This is a genomic window from Stenotrophomonas maltophilia (genome assembly GCF_002799245.1).
In the GTDB taxonomy this organism is placed as follows: Bacteria; Pseudomonadota; Gammaproteobacteria; order Xanthomonadales; family Xanthomonadaceae; genus Stenotrophomonas; species Stenotrophomonas maltophilia_S.
The window spans coordinates 236,972-257,166 of the sequence record NZ_NEQV01000004.1 but is presented as its reverse complement, the minus strand read 5'-3'; the positions used below and the strand labels follow the sequence as shown (position 1 = coordinate 257,166).

Annotated in this window: 23 protein-coding genes; 9 read left to right on the top strand and 14 right to left on the bottom strand. The window is 65.2% G+C overall.

From position 1 onward, the window contains the following. The first annotated feature begins 382 nt into the window (after window positions 1–382). From B9Y64_RS13445 to B9Y64_RS13435, 3 genes are read left to right on the top strand one after another with little or no spacing between them, the layout of a single operon-like run. Window positions 383–1,606: an ABC-three component system protein gene (locus B9Y64_RS13445; protein ID WP_100441141.1), complete on the top strand. Its 1,224-nt coding sequence runs from the start codon at window positions 383–385 to the stop codon at window positions 1,604–1,606. After that, window positions 1,603–2,091, top strand: a complete 489-nt coding sequence (locus B9Y64_RS13440; protein WP_100441140.1) for a three component ABC system middle component — start codon at window positions 1,603–1,605, stop codon at window positions 2,089–2,091. Before B9Y64_RS13445 ends, B9Y64_RS13440 begins: the two co-directional genes overlap by 4 nt. Continuing rightward, window positions 2,088–4,037 (top strand): DUF3732 domain-containing protein, encoded by a 1,950-nt coding sequence (locus B9Y64_RS13435; protein WP_100441139.1) that lies wholly within the window; start codon window positions 2,088–2,090, stop codon window positions 4,035–4,037. Before B9Y64_RS13440 ends, B9Y64_RS13435 begins: the two co-directional genes overlap by 4 nt. Before the next feature lie 46 nt (window positions 4,038–4,083). Here B9Y64_RS13435 and B9Y64_RS13430 read toward each other — a convergent pair whose 3' ends face one another. The 8 genes from B9Y64_RS13430 to B9Y64_RS13395 all read right to left on the bottom strand — a co-directional run bounded on the left by B9Y64_RS13430 (window position 4,084) and on the right by B9Y64_RS13395 (window position 9,393). Beyond that, window positions 4,084–4,386, bottom strand: a complete 303-nt coding sequence (locus tag B9Y64_RS13430; RefSeq protein ID WP_100441138.1) for a helix-turn-helix domain-containing protein — start codon at window positions 4,384–4,386, stop codon at window positions 4,084–4,086. Further along, window positions 4,370–4,753, bottom strand: a complete 384-nt coding sequence (locus B9Y64_RS13425; protein WP_100441137.1) for a type II toxin-antitoxin system RelE/ParE family toxin — start codon at window positions 4,751–4,753, stop codon at window positions 4,370–4,372. The genes B9Y64_RS13430 and B9Y64_RS13425 overlap by 17 nt, the downstream gene beginning before the upstream one ends. 139 nt (window positions 4,754–4,892) lie before the next feature. Next, window positions 4,893–6,098 (bottom strand): tyrosine-type recombinase/integrase, encoded by a 1,206-nt coding sequence (locus B9Y64_RS13420; RefSeq protein ID WP_100441136.1) that lies wholly within the window; start codon window positions 6,096–6,098, stop codon window positions 4,893–4,895. Window positions 6,099–6,309: 211 nt separating this feature from the next. After that, complete coding sequence (locus tag B9Y64_RS13415; protein ID WP_100441135.1) at window positions 6,310–7,335, bottom strand: NAD(P)H-dependent glycerol-3-phosphate dehydrogenase; 1,026 nt, start codon at window positions 7,333–7,335, stop codon at window positions 6,310–6,312. Between the two features lie 18 nt (window positions 7,336–7,353). Then, window positions 7,354–7,872: a protein-export chaperone SecB gene (gene secB, locus B9Y64_RS13410; RefSeq protein WP_005407596.1), complete on the bottom strand. Its 519-nt coding sequence runs from the start codon at window positions 7,870–7,872 to the stop codon at window positions 7,354–7,356. A 100-nt stretch (window positions 7,873–7,972) separates the two neighbouring features. Beyond that, entirely contained in the window at window positions 7,973–8,410 is a 438-nt protein-coding gene (locus tag B9Y64_RS13405) for a rhodanese-like domain-containing protein (RefSeq protein ID WP_049416566.1), read from the bottom strand. 57 nt (window positions 8,411–8,467) lie between these two features. Continuing rightward, entirely contained in the window at window positions 8,468–8,893 is a 426-nt protein-coding gene (locus B9Y64_RS13400) for a hypothetical protein (protein WP_100441134.1), read from the bottom strand. A gap of 32 nt (window positions 8,894–8,925) precedes the next feature. Continuing rightward, a complete protein-coding gene (locus tag B9Y64_RS13395) occupies window positions 8,926–9,393 on the bottom strand; it encodes a YiiD C-terminal domain-containing protein (RefSeq protein WP_100441133.1) in 468 nt (155 codons plus the stop codon). Between the two features lie 35 nt (window positions 9,394–9,428). On the opposite strand from B9Y64_RS13395, the gene B9Y64_RS13390 reads away from it, so the two are divergent. The 3 genes from B9Y64_RS13390 (at window position 9,429) to B9Y64_RS13380 (ending at window position 12,622) form a co-directional block, all read left to right on the top strand. Then, the gene (locus tag B9Y64_RS13390) at window positions 9,429–10,238 is read left to right on the top strand and encodes a uroporphyrinogen-III synthase (RefSeq protein ID WP_100441132.1); all 810 of its coding nucleotides are present in this window, start codon (window positions 9,429–9,431) and stop codon (window positions 10,236–10,238) included. 104 nt (window positions 10,239–10,342) lie between these two features. Beyond that, entirely contained in the window at window positions 10,343–11,320 is a 978-nt protein-coding gene (locus B9Y64_RS13385; protein WP_100441131.1) for a uroporphyrinogen-III C-methyltransferase, read from the top strand. A gap of 6 nt (window positions 11,321–11,326) precedes the next feature. After that, window positions 11,327–12,622 carry a heme biosynthesis HemY N-terminal domain-containing protein gene (locus B9Y64_RS13380; protein WP_100441130.1) on the top strand — a complete coding sequence of 432 codons (1,296 nt, stop codon included), beginning with the start codon at window positions 11,327–11,329 and terminating at the stop codon, window positions 12,620–12,622. A gap of 193 nt (window positions 12,623–12,815) precedes the next feature. Here B9Y64_RS13380 and B9Y64_RS13375 read toward each other — a convergent pair whose 3' ends face one another. Further along, entirely contained in the window at window positions 12,816–14,111 is a 1,296-nt protein-coding gene (locus B9Y64_RS13375) for an acetyl-CoA C-acetyltransferase (protein WP_087944214.1), read from the bottom strand. Window positions 14,112–14,204: 93 nt separating this feature from the next. Between B9Y64_RS13375 and B9Y64_RS13370 the strand changes: the two genes are divergently transcribed. Continuing rightward, window positions 14,205–15,092: a hypothetical protein gene (locus tag B9Y64_RS13370; RefSeq protein ID WP_100441129.1), complete on the top strand. Its 888-nt coding sequence runs from the start codon at window positions 14,205–14,207 to the stop codon at window positions 15,090–15,092. Window positions 15,093–15,245: 153 nt separating this feature from the next. On the opposite strand, the gene B9Y64_RS13365 is transcribed toward B9Y64_RS13370, so the two are convergent. The 4 genes from B9Y64_RS13365 to B9Y64_RS13350 form a co-directional block, all read right to left on the bottom strand. Next, window positions 15,246–15,872, bottom strand: a complete 627-nt coding sequence (locus tag B9Y64_RS13365; protein WP_100441128.1) for a superoxide dismutase family protein — start codon at window positions 15,870–15,872, stop codon at window positions 15,246–15,248. A 32-nt stretch (window positions 15,873–15,904) separates the two neighbouring features. After that, the gene (locus B9Y64_RS13360) at window positions 15,905–16,474 is read right to left on the bottom strand and encodes a superoxide dismutase family protein (protein WP_100441127.1); all 570 of its coding nucleotides are present in this window, start codon (window positions 16,472–16,474) and stop codon (window positions 15,905–15,907) included. A 93-nt stretch (window positions 16,475–16,567) separates the two neighbouring features. Beyond that, complete coding sequence (gene ntrC, locus B9Y64_RS13355; protein ID WP_100441126.1) at window positions 16,568–18,016, bottom strand: nitrogen regulation protein NR(I); 1,449 nt, start codon at window positions 18,014–18,016, stop codon at window positions 16,568–16,570. Beyond that, window positions 18,009–19,070 (bottom strand): two-component system sensor histidine kinase NtrB, encoded by a 1,062-nt coding sequence (locus tag B9Y64_RS13350; protein ID WP_100441125.1) that lies wholly within the window; start codon window positions 19,068–19,070, stop codon window positions 18,009–18,011. Before B9Y64_RS13350 ends, ntrC begins: the two co-directional genes overlap by 8 nt. A gap of 139 nt (window positions 19,071–19,209) precedes the next feature. On the opposite strand from B9Y64_RS13350, the gene B9Y64_RS13345 reads away from it, so the two are divergent. Further along, window positions 19,210–19,491, top strand: a complete 282-nt coding sequence (locus B9Y64_RS13345; protein WP_100441124.1) for a type II toxin-antitoxin system RelE/ParE family toxin — start codon at window positions 19,210–19,212, stop codon at window positions 19,489–19,491. 13 nt (window positions 19,492–19,504) lie between these two features. Beyond that, window positions 19,505–19,801: a HigA family addiction module antitoxin gene (locus tag B9Y64_RS13340; protein ID WP_100441123.1), complete on the top strand. Its 297-nt coding sequence runs from the start codon at window positions 19,505–19,507 to the stop codon at window positions 19,799–19,801. A 62-nt stretch (window positions 19,802–19,863) separates the two neighbouring features. Here the strand turns inward: B9Y64_RS13340 and B9Y64_RS13335 are convergent, their stop codons facing one another. Next, on the bottom strand, window positions 19,864–20,178 hold the full coding sequence (locus B9Y64_RS13335; RefSeq protein WP_005407555.1) for a hypothetical protein: 315 nt from the start codon (window positions 20,176–20,178) through the stop codon (window positions 19,864–19,866). Window positions 20,179–20,195: the final 17 nt, after the last annotated feature.

The following is a 20,195-nucleotide window of genomic DNA, read 5'->3' as shown; positions in this document are numbered from 1 at the left end:
CACTGCACACACCCGCTTTTGGCAAGCGAAGCGCGCAGGCCCACATGGGCCGAAGGCGTCAGGGGTCAAAGCCGGACGACCGCGATTCGGCATGAAGCGTGGGGCGCAGCCCGAGAACCCGACGGCGGCACGCCGGGACGCTATGAAGTCATTCTTTTGAAGCACTACTACGGCACTTACATAGCCTCAAGAGCCCTATCAATCGAGTGAGTCACAGTTTTTATTTGTTACTATCTTTTTTCAGAGGCAGGGGCACCTCGGATCTATGGTCACAGCCACCGGGAGGAGACATCTCGACTCCATATTGGGCGTCGAGAACTGCTCACCATCCGGTGTCTTACCGTTCGGAGCCCCGCCAATAGATCTATAAAAGGAGCTGGGCATGGCGAAGGCCACTACAGACAAGTACTCCGCCGGAGAGCAGGGCTTGGGATACATCTACCAAGCGCGCCTTGCCCTGCTTCACTTGTTGCAGCTACCCGAGGACACTGCCGTCTTCTTCGAGAAGGATGACGACCTAGACTTCCTGAACGGCGAAGGGGGCAAGTCGTTGGCCTCTCTCAAGCACAAAGCCATCGGTGATCGCCTCACTGATCTCTCCACGGACTTCTGGAAGTCAGTTCGTATCTGGCTCGCACGGTATAAGCGTGACGGTCGTAGTGTGTCCAACCTCCGATTCTTCCTGTTCACAACAGGCACGGTTTCGGACGACTCGTTTCTCAAGAGATTCCAGCCGACCCAATCCGGTGCAGTGGCTGATCCGACTTCATTGTCCGAGTTGGCAGAAGTAGCCATTGGCAAGTCAAAATCCGCCCTCATTGGCGAAATCGCCAAGGAATTTCACGAACTGAACGACGCCGAGAAGCAAGATTTCCTTGAGCGCATTTTGATCCTTGATGGCAGTCCGCGCATTGAGGACATTCCAGCGTCCATCAAGGACAAGCACATGCGAAGCGTCCGACGCGAGCATCGAGATTTTGTTTTTGAGCGACTTGAAGGTTGGTGGAACGACGCAGTCATCAAACAATTAATTGGCAGCAAAGAGGAAGGAATCTTCGGATATGAGGTTTCGGACAAGTTGTCTGCTTTTACAGAGGAATACAAGTCGGACAACCTCCCCATTACCTTCCGCGGGAAAGTACCTGCTGGCGACATCGACACCGATAACGATCCGCGATTGTTCGTGGCGCAGCTACGTGAGATCGGCATCTCCTCGAATCGGATCAGAAGTGCGATTTTGGACTACTACAGGGCATTTGAGCAGCGATCCGCCTGGGCACGTGAGAACCTGCTGATATCTGGCGAAGTCGAGGAGTATGAAGATCGCCTTGCCGACGAGTGGGGTCGCTACCGCGACGTTGCCTTCGAGGCATTGGACGATGACAGCGCCGAGGATGCACTGCTGCAAGCTGGAAAAACACTCTACAACTGGGCAGAATTCGAGACCGGAAAAATCGAATCTCTCCGCATTCGTGCGCGTGTGACCGAGTCCTACGTAGTGCGTGGCAGTTTCCACATACTGGCGGATTCAAGGCCAGAGCCAAAGGTCTATTGGCACCCGCGATTCATTGAACGCCTCGGCACGTTGTTGGAGGTAGCCAAGTGAAACGCTGGGATCGACGCCCTATTGAAATACGAAATCTTTTTAATCCGGCCTTTTGCGGCCTTGTCCTGTTTCGCGCCTTGCAGGGTTATGAAGAAGAAGATACGAGAGGAATGCCATTCTCGCTGTCGTTGCTAGTGCTTCCTCTGTGTCTTCACAAGGATTCACGCGAGGTCATCGCCGGCAGTTCGCGCAGCTATCTGCTGAAGACTGCGGAAAAAAATCAGCAAATTATGGTTGGTTTCCCTGATCGAGCAGCCCAGATGTTGCCCTACGCCCTCGAAGGGTTCGGCCTGTTGATGGAACGAGGTTGCCTCATTGTCGCTGAGGATGGGCGCATTCAGACTGTACCCGACAAAGTGCGTAAGACCATCAAAGGAACTGACGAGACCGTCTCCTGCCAACGAGTGGCGCGTATCGTCGGGAGAGAATTTGCACGCATCGCTGACCGAGTGACTGTTTACACGACTTTCGGAATTCGCCCATGAAGATCAGTTCCATTCATATCTACAGCCACGACGGCCAACGCCGGGACCTTCAATTCAGAGTGGACGGACTCAACGTCATTACCGGCCGATCTTCAACTGGCAAGTCCGCGCTCTCCGAAATCATTGAGTACTGCATGGGACGATCCTCGTTCAACGTCCCCGAAGGAATCATCCGCGACAAAGTGGCTTGGTTCGCCGTGATCTACCAGTTCGCAAACGAACAGGTTCTTGTAGCGAAGCCGACGCCAGCCGCCGGGGCCGCCAGTTGCAGCACTGTGATGCTCCGTCGTGGAGGACAGTTGCAAGTGCCGGAATTCAATGAACTGGCGGTCAACACCGACGATGATGCCATCGTCGAGTTGTTGTCTCGGCTGCTCGGAATCCCTGAAAACCGAACTGATGTCGCTCTCGAACATAGCAGGGAAAGTTTCGATGCGAACGTCAAGCACACGTTTTATTATCTTTTCCAGAAGCAAGGACTTGTCGCCAACAAGGATCAGCTTTTCTATCGACAGAACGAGCAGTTCCAACCTCAGGCTATCCGAGACACTCTCCCTATTCTGCTTGGCGTTTCCTCTCATGATCGCTACGAGTTGGAATCCAAGCTGCGCGTGGCGCAGCGGGAATTGCGGATCAATACGAAGCAGCTAGAACAAGCACGTGTGGCGGTTGACACGTCTCACGAGAAAGCCGTCGGCCTCTACTCCGAAGCCAAGACAGTCGGCATTATCGGCAAAACTGAGAGGAACCCCAGTGCGGACGGAATCATAGAAGAGTTGAGGTTGTCTCTGTTGTGGAAGCCAGAATCCCTTCCTGACGACGACGACGGGAGCAGGATTTCTCGACTCGAAGACGAACTTAGTCAGTTGCGCAAAGATCGCCGCGATGTTCAAACTCGGATCGACTCAGCGCGACAATTCGCCAAGAGAGCTGGTGGCTACGAAAGCGAGGCCGTTGAACAGCTTGATCGACTTGCGTCAATCAAGGCACTGCCAAAGAACCCAGAAACGGGCGAATGGCAATGGCCGTTCAGCGAACAAAATCTTGCGCTTGAATCCCCAATTGCCGCTGTTCTGCTTGGCGAGTTGTCGTCGCTCGATAAGGAGTTGCGCATTGCCACAGGCCAGCGCCCAAAGCTCGAAGCCTATCTGGCTGAACTGACTGGCAAAGTGGATGAAATTGCGAGTGCCGTCAGACAGAAGGAAGCAGAGCTTTCGGCCGCGATCTCTGCGAATGAAGTCATTGCCCAGATGGGTACTCGCAATAATGCAGCCGCGCGTGTCGTTGGGCGGATCAGTCTTTTCTTGGAAACTCTGCTCCCGAACGAAGATCTTGTTCGGCTAGAAGCAGAAAATCGCCGTCTTAAGTTCAAAGTGGAGCAACTTGAGGGTCAAATCGGGGCCGATGACAGCAACGAGCGCTTGGCATCAATACTGAACAACATCTCTGCGCAGTTGAGCCAATACACTCAGGCATTCAACGCCGAGTTCGGCCCGTATCCTGCACGACTAGATCTCAGCCAGATGACGATCATCTTTGATCGGCCAGATCGCCCGGTTCCGATGAGCCGGACAGGCGGCGGTGAAAACCATTTGGCATATCACCTGTCAGCTTTGTTGGCTTTGCATCGGTTTGCCGCCAAGAACAATCGCCCAATTCCGCAGTTCCTGCTGATCGACCAGCCGACTCAAGTCTATTTTCCTTCTGAGCAGGTCTACAAGGAAGCCGACGGATCGGTGCAGAAGACCGAAGCGGATGCAGATCTCAATGCAGTCCGCCGGCTGTTCGAGCTATTACTGAAATTCACTCAGGAAGAAGTCCCGGGCTTCCAACTGATCATCACAGAACACGCGAACCTTCGAGATGACTGGTTCCAGGCCGCCTTAATTGAACAGCCGTGGACTAAGCCACCTGCGCTTGTCCCGGAAGATTGGCCTGAGCAATAAGGTCGAGCAGGGGCGCAAGACTCACTTGGATGGCGTATAGCAGGCATCAAATGATGGCCTGCAAGCCCTTGTCGGCAATGACGTTGAGCAGCTTGAGCGCCGGGCCGGCCGGGCGAGTCTCGCCTTGCTCCCACTTGCGCACGGTCGAGGCCGAGGTATGCAGGTGTAGCGCGAACACCGGCTGGCTGAACTTCAAACCTTCACGCAGGCGCTTGATGTCAGCAGCGCCGAACTCCCGCACCGGCGGCGGGCAAATCGCGTCGAACTCGCGCATCGTCACCTTGCTGATCGCTCCGACTTCTTGGAGCGCCGCCAGGTCGCCGCGCAGCGATTCAATGATCTTGCTCACAATGCACCTCCAGTAAAACACCCGACTGCAACGCCTTCGACAAGGCTTCGGCGGACAGTTCCAAGAACACCTTGCCGGCAAATTGCAGCGCCTTCTTCTCGTCCTGCGTGATGTTCGCCTTGTCGCTCTTGGGGAACCCATGCAGGAACACATAGCGGCTGCCGATCTTGGCCGACACCAGCGTGCGATAGCCGCCGCTCTTGCCACCACCAGGGCGGGCTACCCGCTTCTTGTAGAGGAAGCCGCCCAAGTCCGCGTCGATCAGACCGCTTTCCATCTCTTGAACCGCCTTGCACAAGGCGGCATCGGGCAGCTTCTCGCCCAACTGCCATCGCGCAAAGTCCTTGCGCTTGAGGATGCGCGTCATATCGACCTCCAAACTGTACCCGTAACGGGCACACTTTTCAAGATGGCATGGTGAGGCCGCCCCACAAGGGGCGGCACGCCCGATTGTCGTGACAGCGACACGACAATCGGAGCGTGCAAGGCAGGAACATGATCGCCAGTCACGCCGTCGCCTCTGCCGGACGCGATGCGCCGGTGATCGCCTGCCGCCGGCTCGCCACCAGTTCGGCCGCTTCGCGCACCGGCTTGTCCTCGGTGTGGACGTAGCGCATGAACATCGCCACGGTCTTGTGCGCCGTCAGCGCCATGCCGACCTTGACGGGGATGCCCGAGTTGGCAATGTCGGTCGCCGAGCGGTGGCGGATGCCGTGCGTGCCCACATGGGACACGCCGGCGCGCTTGAGGATGCGCGTCCAGCCGCCGTAATACTCGCCCGTGGTCATGTGCTGCCCCGGATGGTTCGGTGACGGGAACACATACGGGCATCCGTCTTGGCGGGGCGCAGTGGACAGCAGCCGATAGGCTTCCTCGCTCAATGGCTTGGACATGCCGCCGGTCTTGCTGTCCGGCCAGACCACGCGCCGGTTCTCCAGATCGACCCAATCCCATTGGAGCGAGACAATCTCGGAGCGCCGACCGGCGAACTCGAATTGCAACCGGATCGCCAGTGGCAGGACGGCATGATCCAGACCCAGCCCATCGGTTTCGAGATATTCGAGATACCGGAACAGCTTGCCCATTTCCTCGTCGCTGATGAGGTGGGTGGCCTTGCCGTTGGGGTACATCGGGACGTGGCGGCATGGGTTGGTGCCGTCGGGCCGGTAGCCCCACACTTCGGCCAGGTTGAACATCTTGCGCATCACGCTGAACGTGCGGTTTGCGTCGGCCGGCTTGTGGGCCATCTTTTTCATCATCGTCGCCACGTCCGGGCGCTTCACGTCCTGCACCTTCATGCGGCCCAGCATCGGGATGATGTTGTTATTGATGCACTTCTGGTAGCCGACCTGCGTGCTGGGCTTGTTGCGCTGCTTGGAGTGATCCTCCATGAACTTCTTGCACAACTCCGCAACGGTAGGGGCAGATCGGGCCGCTGCCTTGTCGGCGGCCGGGTCGCCGCCCCGGCGCACCTGGGCCAGCCATTCCTGCGCCAGCGAACGGGCCTGTTCAACGGTCAATTCCCCGTAGAGGCCCAAGGCAGGCTTGCGGCGCTCCCCGGCGTTCGTCCGGTACTGGAGCATGAACACCTTGCGGCCCGCTGGTGTAATCTTGCACAAGAAGCCGGGCACCAGGGTGTCCCTGAGTTCGACGGCCTGCGCCTGGGGTTGTGCCGCATCGACTGCGGACTTGGTGAGCTTGATCTTCGCCATGATGACTCCTCGGAAAGACCCGATTCCCAAGAGCCTTATAGGGGCCACCAGCCGGGAAGTTGGGTCAGATTTCGGAAAGCACCGGCATATGTTGAACTCACCTAAGTGATTGATAAACCTGCTGTATCGAGCTTCGGCGTAGTCCAGCAAAGTTCGGTGCTGGAGTCATGGTGAAATGAAAAAACCCCGGCGCGGGGCCGGGGTTTTCGGTTTACTTGAACAGCGTGTCCGGATATTCCGGTTTCTGTTCCCGCGCCAGCAGTGCGCGCAGGCCATCTTCCGGGGTCTGCTCGCCATGCAGCACGGCACGCACGCGGTCGGAGATCGGCAGGTCGATGCCATGACGGCGCGCCTGTCGCATCACTTCGTCGGCGGTCTGCACCGACTCGACCACCTGGCCGATTTCGCGCACGGCATCCTGCAGCGTCTGGCCACGGCCCAGGGCCAGGCCCAGGCGGCGGTTGCGCGACAGGTCGCCGGTGCAGGTCAGCACCAGATCGCCGAGGCCGGCCAGGCCCATCAGCGTTTCCGGCTTGGCACCGATCGCAGCGGCCAGGCGCAGCATCTCGTTGAGGCCGCGGGTGATCAGGCCAGCGCGGGCGTTGAGGCCCAGCTGCATGCCGTCGGCCACGCCGGTGGCCACGGCCAGCACGTTCTTCATCGCACCGCCCAGCTCGGCACCGACCATGTCGTCGCCGGTGTAGGCGCGGAACGCCGGGCCATGCATCGCCTCAGCCACCGTCTGCGCGAACTCGGGCACGTCGCCATGCACGGTGATCGCGGTCGGCAGGCCCTGGGTCACTTCCTTGGCGAACGACGGCCCGGTGACGACGGCCAGCGGCACGTCTTCACCCAGTACTTCGCGCGCCACTTCATGCAGGAAGCGGCCCGAACCCGGTTCAAAGCCCTTGGTCGCCCACGCCACGCCGGCACCGGCCGGACGCAGCGGCGCCAGCGCACGCACGGTTTCGCTGAATGCATGCGACGGCGTCACCACCAGGATCCAGGCGGCGCCTTCCACGGCCGACGCAAGGTCGGTGGTGGCACGCAGGCTGTCCGGCAGCGGGATGCCCGGCAGGTAACGCGGGTTCTCGTGGCGCTGGTCGATGGCCTCGACCACGGCGGCATCGCGCCCCCACAGCACGGTCGGGTGACCGTGCCGTGCGAGCAGGCTGGCCAGTGCGGTTCCCCAGGAACCGGCACCGAGCACGGCGATCTTGTCAGCGGGAGTGCTCATCCGTGACGTCGGCAGGGATCAGGCGTTGCCGGCCGGCTCGGAGTCAGCCAGCGACGGTGCGTCGCCCTGCTCCTGGCGCTGGCGCAGGGTTTCTGCGTACAGGCCTTCGAAGTTGATCGGCTGCAGGAAGAACGGCGGGAAGCCGCCGGCCTGGATCAGGTCGCTGATCAGCTGGCGCACGTACGGGAACAGGATGTTCGGGCACTGGGTGCCGAGCAGCACGTCGATCGACTGCGGGTCCAGGCCGACCAGGCCGAACACGCCGGCCTGCTTCACTTCGGCCACGTAGGCGGTGCGCTCACCGGCCTGGCAGGTCAGGGTCACGGCCAGCACGACTTCGAAGGCGTTCTCACCCAGGCGCTGCACCTGCTGGTTCAGGTTCAGCTGCAGCTCCGGCTGCACCTGGTCGTTGAAGATGGTCGGGGCGTTCGGCGACTCGAAGGAGACGTCCTTGACGTAGATCTTCTCGACGGTGAAAGCGGGGCCGGTAGCGGCATCGACCGGCGCAGCGGCGCCGTTGGTGATCTCTTCGGACATTTCCAGTAACTCCAGGTGAATGCAATGAAAACGATGGTCGAACTACTGCGATGGGGGCGGGATCAGGCCCATACAAGGCCGGACCCGCCGCCTGCGACAATCAGTTGCGGCCCTTGACCAGCGGCAGTTCGGCCTGCTGCCAGGCGGGAATGCCGCCGTCGAGCACGTAGACCTTCTCGAAACCGGCCTTCTTCAGTGCCTTGGCGGCGGTTTCCGAAGCGTTGCCGCTGCGGCACACCAGCACCACCGGCGACTGTTTGGCATTGGCCACCAGCTTGTTTTCCGGGCCGAAGGCACTGGCCTGGGCATTGCGGCTGCCGGCAATGTGGCCCTTCTCGAAGTCACCGCTGGCCGACAGGTCGACCACCACCGTGCCGCCCGCGTTGATCAGCTGGGTCAGTTCGGCGGGCTTGATGCCCTTGAAGCCCCGGAACAGGCGGCGGATCTCGGTGACGATGATGGCCACGGTCAGGCCGACCAGGGCCGCGGACAGCATCGGGTTTCGGCCTGCAAAGGCCAGCAACTCTTCGTAATTCACTCAGGTCACGGGTCGATTAAGCGGGCGCCGATTGTCGCACAAGCCGGACGCGGCCCGTCACTGCCCCTTCCACAGGTCCGGCAGGCCGGCGGTCTGCCACCAGCGCTTGGCCCCGGGGTCCCAGCGCCAGCGCTCGACCACGACCACGGTGCGCTCGGCCTGGGTGTTCTGGTTGATCACCCCGATTTCGACCCGGCGCTCGACCAGGCCACCGTCCAGCGAGGCGCTGCTGCGCTCGCGGTAGGACGACACGCGCAGCTGCGCGTAACGGTTGAGCTCGAACTCGGTCGGCGGCTTTTCCTTGCGCAGCTTGGGGTCGAGGTAGCCGATGGCATCGTCCATGCTGCCCCAGCGGATGGTGGCGCCATAGGCGACCTGGGTCTCTTCCAGCAGCTTGCGCTGCTTGCGGCTCAGGTCGTCGGCCGAGGCCACGGCGCTGGCCAGCAGCAGGGAACACATCAGGAACTGGATGAGGCGGCGCATCGGTGGTTTCCCCAGAACGTCAGCCTGCCATCCTACCCTTTGGCGAAGGCAACAAAGCGACCGCTGAACTCGGCGGCGGGCTTGCCATCGGCACCGGGCTGGGTGGCGATGATGCTGATGCGGGCCTTGCGGCGCTGCCGGAAGGTATTCAGGAAGGCATCCCAGCCGCTGGCTTCGGCCGCTTCGGCGTGGGCGTGCAGGTCTTCGTAGACCGGCGCCAGGTAGCGCAGGTTGCTGTCGGCCACATAGACCTCGGCATCGTGGCCGGCCAGGCGCAGGCGCAGGCTGACCAGCGCCCAGCCGGACAGGGTCAGCACCGAGGCCAGGCTGCCGCCGAAGGCGTTGCCCTTGTCGTTGACGTTGGCGGCCAGCGGCGCGGTGATGCGCAGCACGCCGTCGGCATAACCATCGAGGCGGATCTGCATGGCGCGCACCGCCGGCATGCAGTCCAGCACGTCCTGCAGGGCGGCCAACGAGGAAGTCAGGGCATCAACGGACATCGGAGCAGCGACCACGACAACGAAGGGCCCGCATAATGCAGGCAATGGTCGACCATACGATACCCACTGGCGCCACCCGTTCCGGCGCGCACTGGACCCTGATCTCGCTGCGCCCGCAGGGCCAGAATACGGCGCTGCGCCGCGCCGTTGCTGGGCTGGGCGGGGATGTTCTGGCCTTGGCACCCTGGCGCCTGCAGCGCCTGCATGGCACGCCTGTGGTGTGCCAGCTGCAACGCGCGCTGAACTGCGATCGGGTGGTGTTCACCAGCCCGGCTGCTGTCGCCGCGGCGGCGGCACTGCTGCCGCTGGCCGATGCGCAGTGCAGCCCGTGGCTGACCGTGGGCGAAGGCACGGCGCGTGCGCTGCAGGCGCTGGGCGCCGGCGAAGTGCATGCGCCGCAGCGGATGGACAGCGAGGGGCTGCTCGCGCTGCCGGCGCTGGCCGACGTGCAGGGCCTGCGCATCGGCCTGGTGACCGCGCCCGGCGGGCGCGGGCTGATCGCCGCGCAACTGCAGGTGGCGGGCGCCACGATCGAGCGTGCCGACGTCTACCGGCGCCGCCTGCTGCGCCTGCCCCCGCGCGCGCTGGCTCGATTGGCGCATTCAGCGCAGCCGTGGGTGCTGGCGGTGAGCAGTGGCGAAGCACTGCAGCATTTCTGGCAGCAGCTTGCGCCGGCCTGGCAGCAGCGCCTGCGGGCGCACGCCCGCGTGGTGGTCGCCAGTGACCGCCTCGGCGAACAGGCGCAGGCGCTCGGCCTGCAGCGCATCACGCGCAGCGCCGGCCCCACCGCTGTGCAGCTGGTGGCCGCTGCACACGCCACGCTCACCGGCCCGGCAGCGACCTGAACAGGGACGTGGATCACGCTTGCCGCTGTGGTCGGCAACAGTGATGCTGTGCACAACGCGGCCTGCCGGCACCCGACCGGCGACGCTGCCGACAAGGAAGCCCGATGAACGACACTCCGCCCGCTCCCCCACCCCATCGACCCGTGCGTTGGCTGCTGCCGCTGGCCGCTGTGGTCGTGCTCGGCGCGGGCGGCTATGCCGGCTGGTACGTCTGGCAGCAGCAACAGCACCAGCAGGAAGCCCAGGCACAGACCACGGCCGTACAGCTGCAGGGGCTGGAGGCCACGCTGGATGCGCTGCGCCGTGACCAGCGCGCGACCAGCCAGCGCCTGCAGGACGCAGCGACCACCAACCGCGTGCTGCGCGACGAGATGCTGGGACTCTCGCAGCGCAGCGCGTTGCTGGAGGAAAACCTGGCCAAGCTGGCCGACAGCGCCAACCAGGGCCGCCAGGCGGTGCAGCGCGATGAGGCCGAGCTGCTGCTGACCCAGGCCGCGCAGCGCTTGAACTACGCCGACGATGTGGACGGCGCACGCCGTCTGTATGCACAGGCCGCCACCGCACTGGCTGAATTGCCCGATACCGATGGCCTGAACCTGCGCCAGGCGCTGGTGCAGGAGCGCGAGGCACTGGATGCGCTCGGCAGCGGCCCGCGTGTGCAGGCACTGCAGCGCCTGGATGCTGTGGCCCGTGCACTGCAGGGCCTGCCTTCGCAGGTCAGCGGCGCGACCGGCAGCAGCACTGCCAAGTCCTGGTGGCAGGCCACGCTGGCACCGTTCGTGGACATCACCCCGAGCCGCCAGAACGGCCCGCTGACCGCCGCCGAACAGCGCAACGCCGACGATGCGCTGCAGCTGGAACTGACATTGGCACGTGCCGCCATCGAGCGCGGCGACCGCGCAGGCCGCAATACCGCATTGGACCGCGTGGAGCACTGGGCACAGCGGCGTTGGCCGGATTCACCAGCCCTGCGCGCGCAACGTGCTGAACTGAAGGCCTTGCGCGAACTTCCGCTGCAGGCCAGCGACGCTGTTCTTGGCAGCACCCTGCAACAACTGCGCACCCAGACCGACCGGAGGTAAACCCGCATGAAACCCCTGCAATCCCTGGTCGTGCTGTTGCTGGCCGTGGCCATCGGCGTGGTCGCCGCGCAATGGCTCGGCGCCGATGACCTGAACCGCTTTGGCGAGGTGACCCTGCGCTATGGCGGCTACGACTACCACAGCAATCTGCCGAAGGTGGCGCTGCTGGCAGTGATCACGGTGCTGGTGCTGTGGCTGCTGTGGAGCCTGATCGCCGCGCCGTTCCGTGCCTGGGGCCGCTACCGCCGCAAGCAGGGCCGGGTGCGCCTGATCGACGGCCTGCAGGCCTATGAGCACGGGCAGTGGCAGCGTGCGGAGAAGCTGCTGGACGGTGCTGCCAAGGACCCGGAAGTGAGCGCGGTGGCGCTGGCCAATGCCGTGCGCAGTGCGCAGGCACGCGCCGACGGCCCCGCCGGAGAGGCGCTGCTGCAGCGCCTGGGCGAAAGTGATGCCACCCTGCAGGCGCTGCTGCGCGCCGAACAGCTGCTGGCGCGCGATCTGCCGGTGGATGCGATCAACGCACTGGACGTAGCGGCAATCCAGCCGCTGCCGCCGCGCGGCCTGTGGCTGCGTACCGAAGCGCTGGCACAGGCCGGCCGCGCCCACGAGGCGTATGGCCAGCTGGGTGCGCTGCGCCAGAGCAAGGTGCTTCCGGCCGACGCGAACAGCGAACTGGAAGCGCGCCTGGCCGCACAGGCACTGCTGGAAGCGGCCGACGTCAACGCGCTGGCCGCGCAGTGGGAAGCCACGCCGAAGGCGCTGCGCCCCACTCCGGACGTGGTGGGCGCCTACGCCAGCCGCGCCGTGGCCCTGGACTGGGATGAGCCGGCGCTGCTGGCACTGGAGCAGGCACTGGACCAGCGTTGGGACGATGAACTGGTGGCGCTGTATGGCCGCCTGCCGGCCGAGCGCCTGGCCACGCGCCAGGCCAATCTGGCGCGCTGGCGCAACGTGCACGACGGCTCGACCGCGCTGCGCCTGGCGCAGGGCCGCGTGGCCCTGGGCCAGCAGCAATGGGATGCCGCCGATGCGTTCCTGCACGAGGCCATTGCCGCTGGCGCGGGTGCACCGGCGTGGGAAGCACTGGGCGAACTGTTCGCGCAGCGTGGCGAACACGCGCTGGCGGCACAGTGCCTGGCCAATGCGCTGCGCCTGCAGCGCGGCGAGGACAGCAGGGAACTGGTGCGGGGCACCGAGGCGCCGCTGCGTGCCACGGTGGAAGAGCAGCCCACCGCCGCACAGCCGCCGGTATATGACGCCAACGAAGAGCGCGACGAATTCGGCAACCCGCGGTTGCCGTGATGGCTGCTGCAGTGTGCCGACCAACGGTCGGCACCCACTGGAGCAACAACAAAAACGCCGCCCATCGGGCGGCGTTTTCATGTGCGCAATGTCGCCAACCTCGGTTGGCGCTGGGCATCGTCCGAACGATGCCGCTTCACGGCCGACCAAGGTCGGCATCTACCAAAGCAGGTCCAGCGCGCATTCCGCGCGATCAGCGCTCGACGATCGCTACCACGCCCATGCCGCCGGCGGTGCAGATCGACACCAGCGCACGGCCACCGCCGCGTTCGGCCAGCTGCTTGGCTGCGGTGGCGATCACGCGTGCACCGGTGGCGGCGAACGGGTGCCCGGTGGCCAGCGACGAGCCCAGCAGGTTGATCTTGTCCGGGTCGATGCGGCCCATCGGCGCATCCAGGCCCAGGCGGTTGCGGCAGTAATCCTCGCTCTCCCACGCACGCAGGGTGCACAGCACCTGCGCAGCGAAGGCTTCGTGGATCTCGTAGATGTCGAAGTCCTGCAGGGTCAGGCCATTGCGCTTGAGCATCTCCGGCACAGCCACGGTCGGCGCCATCAGCAGGCCTTCGCCATGCACGAAGTCCACCGCAGAGACATGCGCATCACGCAGATAGGCCTGCGGCTCGTGGCCGTGGGCACGCGCCCACTCCTCGCTGGCCAGCAGCACCGCGGCAGCACCGTCGGTCAGCGGGGTGGAGTTGGCGGCGGTCAGCGTGCCGCGGCCGGAGACCTTGTCGAACGCCGGCTTCAGCGTGGCCAGCTTCTCCAGCGAGGTATCCGGGCGCAGGATGTTGTCACGCTCGACGCCACGGAACGGTGCGATCAGGTCGTTGAAGAAGCCACGCTCATAGGCTGCAGCCAGCTTCTTGTGCGACGACACCGCCCACTCGTCCTGCGAGTCGCGCGAGATGTTCCACTCCTTGGCCATGTCCTCGCAGTGGTCGCCCATGCTCTTGCCGGTGCGCGGCTCGGCCACGCCCGGGAACTCGGGCTTGAGCTCGGAGAACTTGAAGCCGGCAGTGAGCGCGCGGATCTTGTCGCCGGTGCTCCTGGCACGGTTGGCGGCCAGCAGGCGCGCGCGCAGCTTCTTGCCATAGACGATCGGCACGTCGGAGGTGGTGTCCGAACCGCCGCCGATGCCCGATTCGATCTGGCCCAGCGCGATCTTGTTGGCAACGGTGATGATGCTGTCCAGCGACGTGCCGCAGGCGCGCTGCAAGGTGATGCCCGGGGTCAGCGGCGACAGGCCGGAGGACAGCGTGGCTTCACGGCCCAGGTTCCAGTCGCTGGAGTGCTTGATCACCGCACCCATCGCCACTTCGCCCAGCTGCTGGCCGTGCAGGCCGAAACGTTCGACCAGCGCACCCAGCGTACGGACCGACATGCCGAGGTTGCCGACATCCGAATACGCGGTGTTCTGGCGGCAGAACGGAATGCGGACGCCACCGAGGATGGCGACGGGACGAGCATTGGGCATGGAGATACCTGGCATGGATGAGGGTGTCTGCAACATGGCCTGCACGACGGAGCAGGCATAATGGAGGCAAGTGTAGCTGCCGCCCTGTGATGGGCCAACCGTGGAACCATGAGCAAACCCGACCCCGCGATGAATGCCCTTGGCGTGCTGGCCCTGGAACTGGCCGGCGGTGAAATCCCCCGCCAGGCGGTGCTCAGCGCTGAACAAGCCGGTGAACTGGCCGAACGCGTCGGCCGCGACCTGTCCAAGCTGGTGCCGCAGGTGGCCGAGCTGGACCTGGTGTTCGCCGCCGCGCATTTCGACCCGGCCGAAGTACTGCGCCCGGGCTGGCCGATCCATCGCCGCCTGGAAGAACTGCAGATGCGTGCCCCGGGCCGCCACCAGGGCCCGCGCCTGCTGGCGTTCGGCACCGATGCCGAAGGTGATGTGCCGCTGCCGTTCCAGGCCGATGCGACCCTGGTGGGAGGCGGCCTGCGCGTGGTGCCATTCCTGCTGACCGGGAGTGATGTGGCCACCACCCATGCCGTGTCCGAGGCGCTGGAAGACACGCTGCTGGCCAACGGCATGGCGCATGCCGATACTGCGCTGATGGCGCAGAACAGCTTCGGTGCCCGCGTCGAGCATGCGCGCTACTTCACCGTGAACGACCTGGCCGCGATGATGTCGATGCAGTACGACAACCAGGGCCTGGCCGCGCTGTGGCCGCTGATCGAGACCGCGATCATGGCGCCGGGCGAGGACGAGTGGCTCAATGCCGCGCCCGAGCCGCTGCTGCGCTATACCCATGGCGAGGCACGCATGGCGCTGTTCGACCCGGCCGGCTGGTGCGCGCACTACAACCACGGCAAGAACGACTGCGACCGCCTGAAGGGCATCTACGAGCAGTTCCTGATGCGCCAGCGGCAGATGGCTGCGGTGCTGGAAGCGCACGGCGTGCCGGTGCTGTTCGTGCACTGCGAGGCCGGCCAGGACGCGCGCGAGCTGCTGGCACGCTGACGGGAAGGGGGGCCGCGGCGTGTTGTAGAGCCGAGCCCACGCTCGGCTCAGGGCGCCGGAAACGCAGCCGAGCATGGGCTCGGCTCTACAGGAAGCGACGCAAGGAAAAACGCCGGCCTGCGCCGGCGTTTTCCATGTCCAGCAGGACCTCCCTTACGGAGCCTTCTGGATCACCGCACAGGCCAGGCGCGCGCCGGCGTTGCCGGTCGGCTGGGTCTTGTAGTCGTCCGCATCGGCGTGGACGATCAGGCCGCGGCCGATGATGTCGAAGTCGTCACCCTTGCCGATGTTGACGTTGCTCGACACCGGGCCGTCGATGGTGGCCACGCCCTTGTCGTCGGCCTTGATGTTGGGCATGTCGCCGCCGTGGTGCGGATCGGTGGCGACGTTGCCGTGATCCTGGTGGCCCGGGTTGAAGTGGCCGCCGGCACTCATGCCGTCCGGCGCGCTGCAGTCGCCCTTTTCGTGGATGTGGAAGCCGTGCTCGCTGCCCGGCTTCAGGCCGGTGATCTGGCCAGTGACGTGGACCTTGCCGTCGACCACCTTGAAGGTGACGCTGCCCTTGGCCTCGTTGCCCTGGGTCGGTGCCAGTTCGGCGCTGGCCGAGGCATCGCCCGCCGGTGCAGCCGCCGGTGCCGGCGCGGCGGCCGGTTCGGTGGTGGCGCCGTCAGCCGGTGCTGCCGGCGGCGTTTCAGCCTGCGGAGCGGCCGGCTGCTGGCCGCAGGCCGCCAGGCCCAGCGCGGCGATGGCCGCAAACAGCGAAGTGTGGATCAGACGCATTGGATTCTCTCCCTGGATGATGCCTGCAGTGATCAGCGGACGACCCGGATCACGCCACAGGCGATGCGGACGCCGGCATTGCCGGCGGGCTGGCTGCGATAGTCGTCGGCGTTGGCATGCACGACCAGTGCACGTCCGGCGATATCGGTGGCGGCGCCTCCGCCAAGGGTAACGCCCTTGAGGTGGATGTCGACGTTGGCGCGGCCCTGGGCGTCGGCACGCAGATTGTCCATGTCGCCCAGGTGATGCTTGCCGGTGCCGGCACGGCCATGCGCGGCGCCACCGGGGTTGAAGTGATTGCCGGCACTGCTGGCGTCCACCGCGCTGCAGTCGCCACGCTCGTGGATGTGGAAACCGGCCTGCTGCATCGGCTGCAGGCCACCGACCAGGCCGGTGATGTGGATGCCGCCGGGCTCCACCATCAGCGCGATGCGGCCACTGACGATGCTGGCCGAGGCTGGCGCCAGATTGGCCTCGGCCTGCCGGGCGGCACTGACCGCGACCGGCGGTGGCGGGGTGGGTTCGGCCTTCTTCGGCGCACTGCCACAGGCAGACAGCAGCACGGCGGCGGACAACGGCAGGATGGCAAAGGACAGACGCATCTAGGACTCCTTGCAGATAACACTAAGGACGGCATCGTCCATGACGGATCAACGGTTCGGCAAGCGGGCGCGAGGATCGCGTGCAGGGGCCGTTCAATGGCCCCCGCGGCGGCGTCCGGCGCCCAGCTTGCGGGTAAGGGTATTGCGGCCAAGGCCCAGGCGAGCGGCGGCTTCGGCGCGACGGCCATGGGTGATCTGCAGCGCCGCTTCCAGCAGGGCATGGTCGACCCGCTCGCGCACCTGCGCATGCAGCCCCTCCACGCCCTCGCCGAGCTGCCGGCGTGCCCACTCCGACAACATCGCCTCCCATTGCCCGGGATCGGCACTGCTGGCGCTGCCGCGGCGGCCTCGCGCGCGGTTGAGCGCGGTATCGACGTCGGCCACGCCGATGGTGTCGGCGGCGGCCAGCGCCGCCATCCGCCAGCACACGTTCTCCAGTTCACGCACGTTGCCCGGCCAGTCGTGCTCGCGCAGCGCCTGCAGGGCCGCGGCGGTAAGACGCTTCGGGGGCGTGTCCAGCCTGCGTGCGGCGGCGGCCAGGAAGGTACTGGCCAGTTGCGCGATGTCCTCGCGGCGCTCGCGCAGCGGCGGCAGCTGCAGGCGCACCACGTCCAGGCGGTGCAGCAGATCGGCGCGGAACTTCCCCTGCGCGACCAGGCCTTCCAGATCCTGGTGGGTGGCGGCGACCACGCGCACATCGACGCGGATCAGTTCACGGCCCCCCACGCGGAAGAACTCGCCCTGCGCCAGCACGCGCAGCAGGCGAGTCTGCAGCGGCAGCGGCATGTCGCCGATCTCATCGAGGAACAGCGTGCCGCTGTTGGCCTGCTCGAAGCGGCCGATATGGCGGCGCTGCGCACCGGTGAAGGCGCCGGCCTCGTGGCCGAACAATTCGCTTTCCAGCAGCTCGGCGGGGATCGCGGCGGTATTGAGCGCGACGAACGGACCGTGCGCGCGCGGCGATTCGCGATGCAGCGCATTGGCCACCAGCTCCTTGCCGGTACCGGTCTCGCCGGTGATCAGCACCGCCAGCGGCGCCTGCGCCAGGCGACCGATGGCACGGAACAGCGCGCGCATCGGCGGGGTATCACCCACCAGTTGCGGCGGCTGGTCGCTGGAGGTTTCCGCTGCGGGACTGGGAGCTGCCAGCGCGGGCGCCACCGCTGGCAGCACACGCTGTGCCAGCGCCACGGCATCGTCCAGGTCGAACGGCTTGGACAGGAATTCATGCGCGCCACCGCGGAACGCGCCGGCAGTGCTGGCCACATCGGTATAGGCCGACATCACCACCACCGGCAGCTGCGGCAGCGCGGCCTTGAGCTTGTCGAGCAGCACCAGGCCATCGTCGCCGGGCATGCGCACATCGGTGAACAGCAGCGCCGGTGGCGGGCCCTCGCCCAGGGCCTGCAGGGCGGGGGCGGCACTGTCGAAATCGACGACCTGATAGCCCGCCTCGCGCAGCGCCGTGCACAGCACGAAGCGCACCGCACGGTCGTCGTCGACCACCCAGATGCGCTGCGGGGAGGAAGAGGACTCAGACATCGCGCGGGGCCTCCTCGGCCGGGGCGGCGCCGTTGCCGATCGGCAGCAGCAGGGTGAATACGGTATGGCCCGGGCGCGAGCGGTAGGTGAGCGTGCCGCGATGTTCGCGCGCTACTTGCTGGGCCAGCGCCAGGCCCAGCCCGGTGCCTTCGGCACGGCCACTGACCAGCGGCAGGAACAGGTGTTCGGCCAGCTCCTCGGGCACACCACGGCCGTCGTCGGCGATCTCCAGGCGCAGCGCCAACGTGTGCAGCTGCTCGGCGATGCGCACACCGTGCTCGACGCGGGTGCGCAGGGTGATGGTGCCGGCGCCGGCCTGGATCGCGTTGCGCACCAGGTTCCACACCGCCTGGGTGAGGCGGTCGGCGTCGCCGTGGAATTCGGGAATGCTGGGGTCGTAGTCGCGCTGCAGCCGTACCGCCCAGCCCGCCTCGTTCTCGGCCAGGCGCAGCACGCGTTCCAGCGCGGCATGGATGTTCAGTTCGGCATGCGGCGCGGCCGGGGCCGGTGACAGCAGTTGGTCGAGCAGGCCGTTGAGGCGTTCGATCTCCGAACCGATCAGCTCGATCAGCTCGCGTTCGCTGGCATCGCGCTGGGCGGCACGGCGGGCCAGCAGCTGGGCGGCACCCTTCAACCCGGCCAGCGGGTTGCGCAGCTCATGGGCCAGCCCCTTCAGCGCTGCACTGAGCGCGCTGGGCAGGGCCTGGGTCGGGTCGAGCCCGGGGAATTCATCGACCGGATGCGCCTCCAGCAGCCAGCCGCCATCGTCGCGGCGGCTCATCCAGCCCTCGGCGAAGCGCGGGGCCTCGCCGGGCACCGCCAGCGCCAGCCGGTTCAGGCGCAGGCTGTCGCGCTCATCGCGGGCCAGGAAATGGGCCAGCGCCTCGCCCTGTACTTCCAGTGCGGCCAGCGGCCGACCCAGCAGGCGCCGGACGCTGACGCCCAACCAGCGGGCAAAGGCCGGATTGCAGCCGGCTATGCAGCCATCGGCCCCGGCCCAGGCCAGCGGCGTGCCCAGGGCATCGAGGGACGGCGGGGGTGCGGGGTCGGACATTGCACCAATGTAGTGCAAAAGACCATCGAGCACCGGATCGCACTGAATGCGTCGCTGAATGTCGTGCCGGGGAATTACGCATCGCGACTTGCGGAGCCGATACTAACGACTTACGATACTATCGCCACACGTTATCAATATGCCGATCCAATCGTTTGCCTGCAAGCGTACGCAGGCACTGTTCGATGGTCATCGCGTGCCGAGATGGCGCCACATTGAAGCCGCCGCGCTGCGCAAGCTGGCCATGCTCAATGTGGCAGCCGATCTGCGGGATCTACGCCTGCCGCCGGCGAACAGGCTGGAGTCGCTGCTTGGGAATCGGCTGGGCCAATACAGCGTCCGCATCAATGATCAGTTCCGCTTGTGCTTCATGTGGTCCAGGGAAGGTCCCGCCGAGGTTGAAATTGTCGATTACCACTGAAGGAGTCGCGCTCATGCGAACCGTTCCCTACCCTGCCCCCGGCGAGGTCCTGCTGCACGAATTCCTGGAGCCCTTGGGCATCACCCAGTACCGCCTGGCCAAATCCATCGGCGTGTCGCAGCGCCGTATCGGCGAGATCGTCTCGGGCCATCGCGCGGTGACTGCGGACACGGGACTGCGCCTGTCCCGCTACTTCGGCGTCTCCGACAAATTCTGGATTGGCTTGCAGGCCGACTTCGACGCGGCGATGACCAAGGAAAAGCTGGCCGATGTGCTGGCCCGGATCCAACCGCACAACGCAGCTGCGTGAACCCGTATCCGGGGTCAGAGCCCTTTCCGTCAGGAAAGGGCTCTGACCCCGGCCGCGCAGCGCTACACCGGGTAGCCGGTGGCTTCCCGGGCCTTCTTCCAGGCGGCTTCGAATTCACGCGCGGAGATTTCGTCGTCTTCGTCGAAATCCAGGAACGACACCGGCTGGTCGGCCAGCAGGAAACGGTCGTCGCTGTGGGCATGCTCGTCTGCCCAGACCATCTTGGTGCCGTAGATTTCCACCTGGCGCACGATCTTCTCGCCACGCGCTTCCATCAGCACGTTGCCCTTGCCCAGGCCCGATTCGGCCCAGTGCTTGTAGTACTTCTTTGCGGCGGACTTCGCGCCGGGTTTTGCGTTGTGCTTTGCGTAGGTCATTGCAGAGGTCCTGGCCG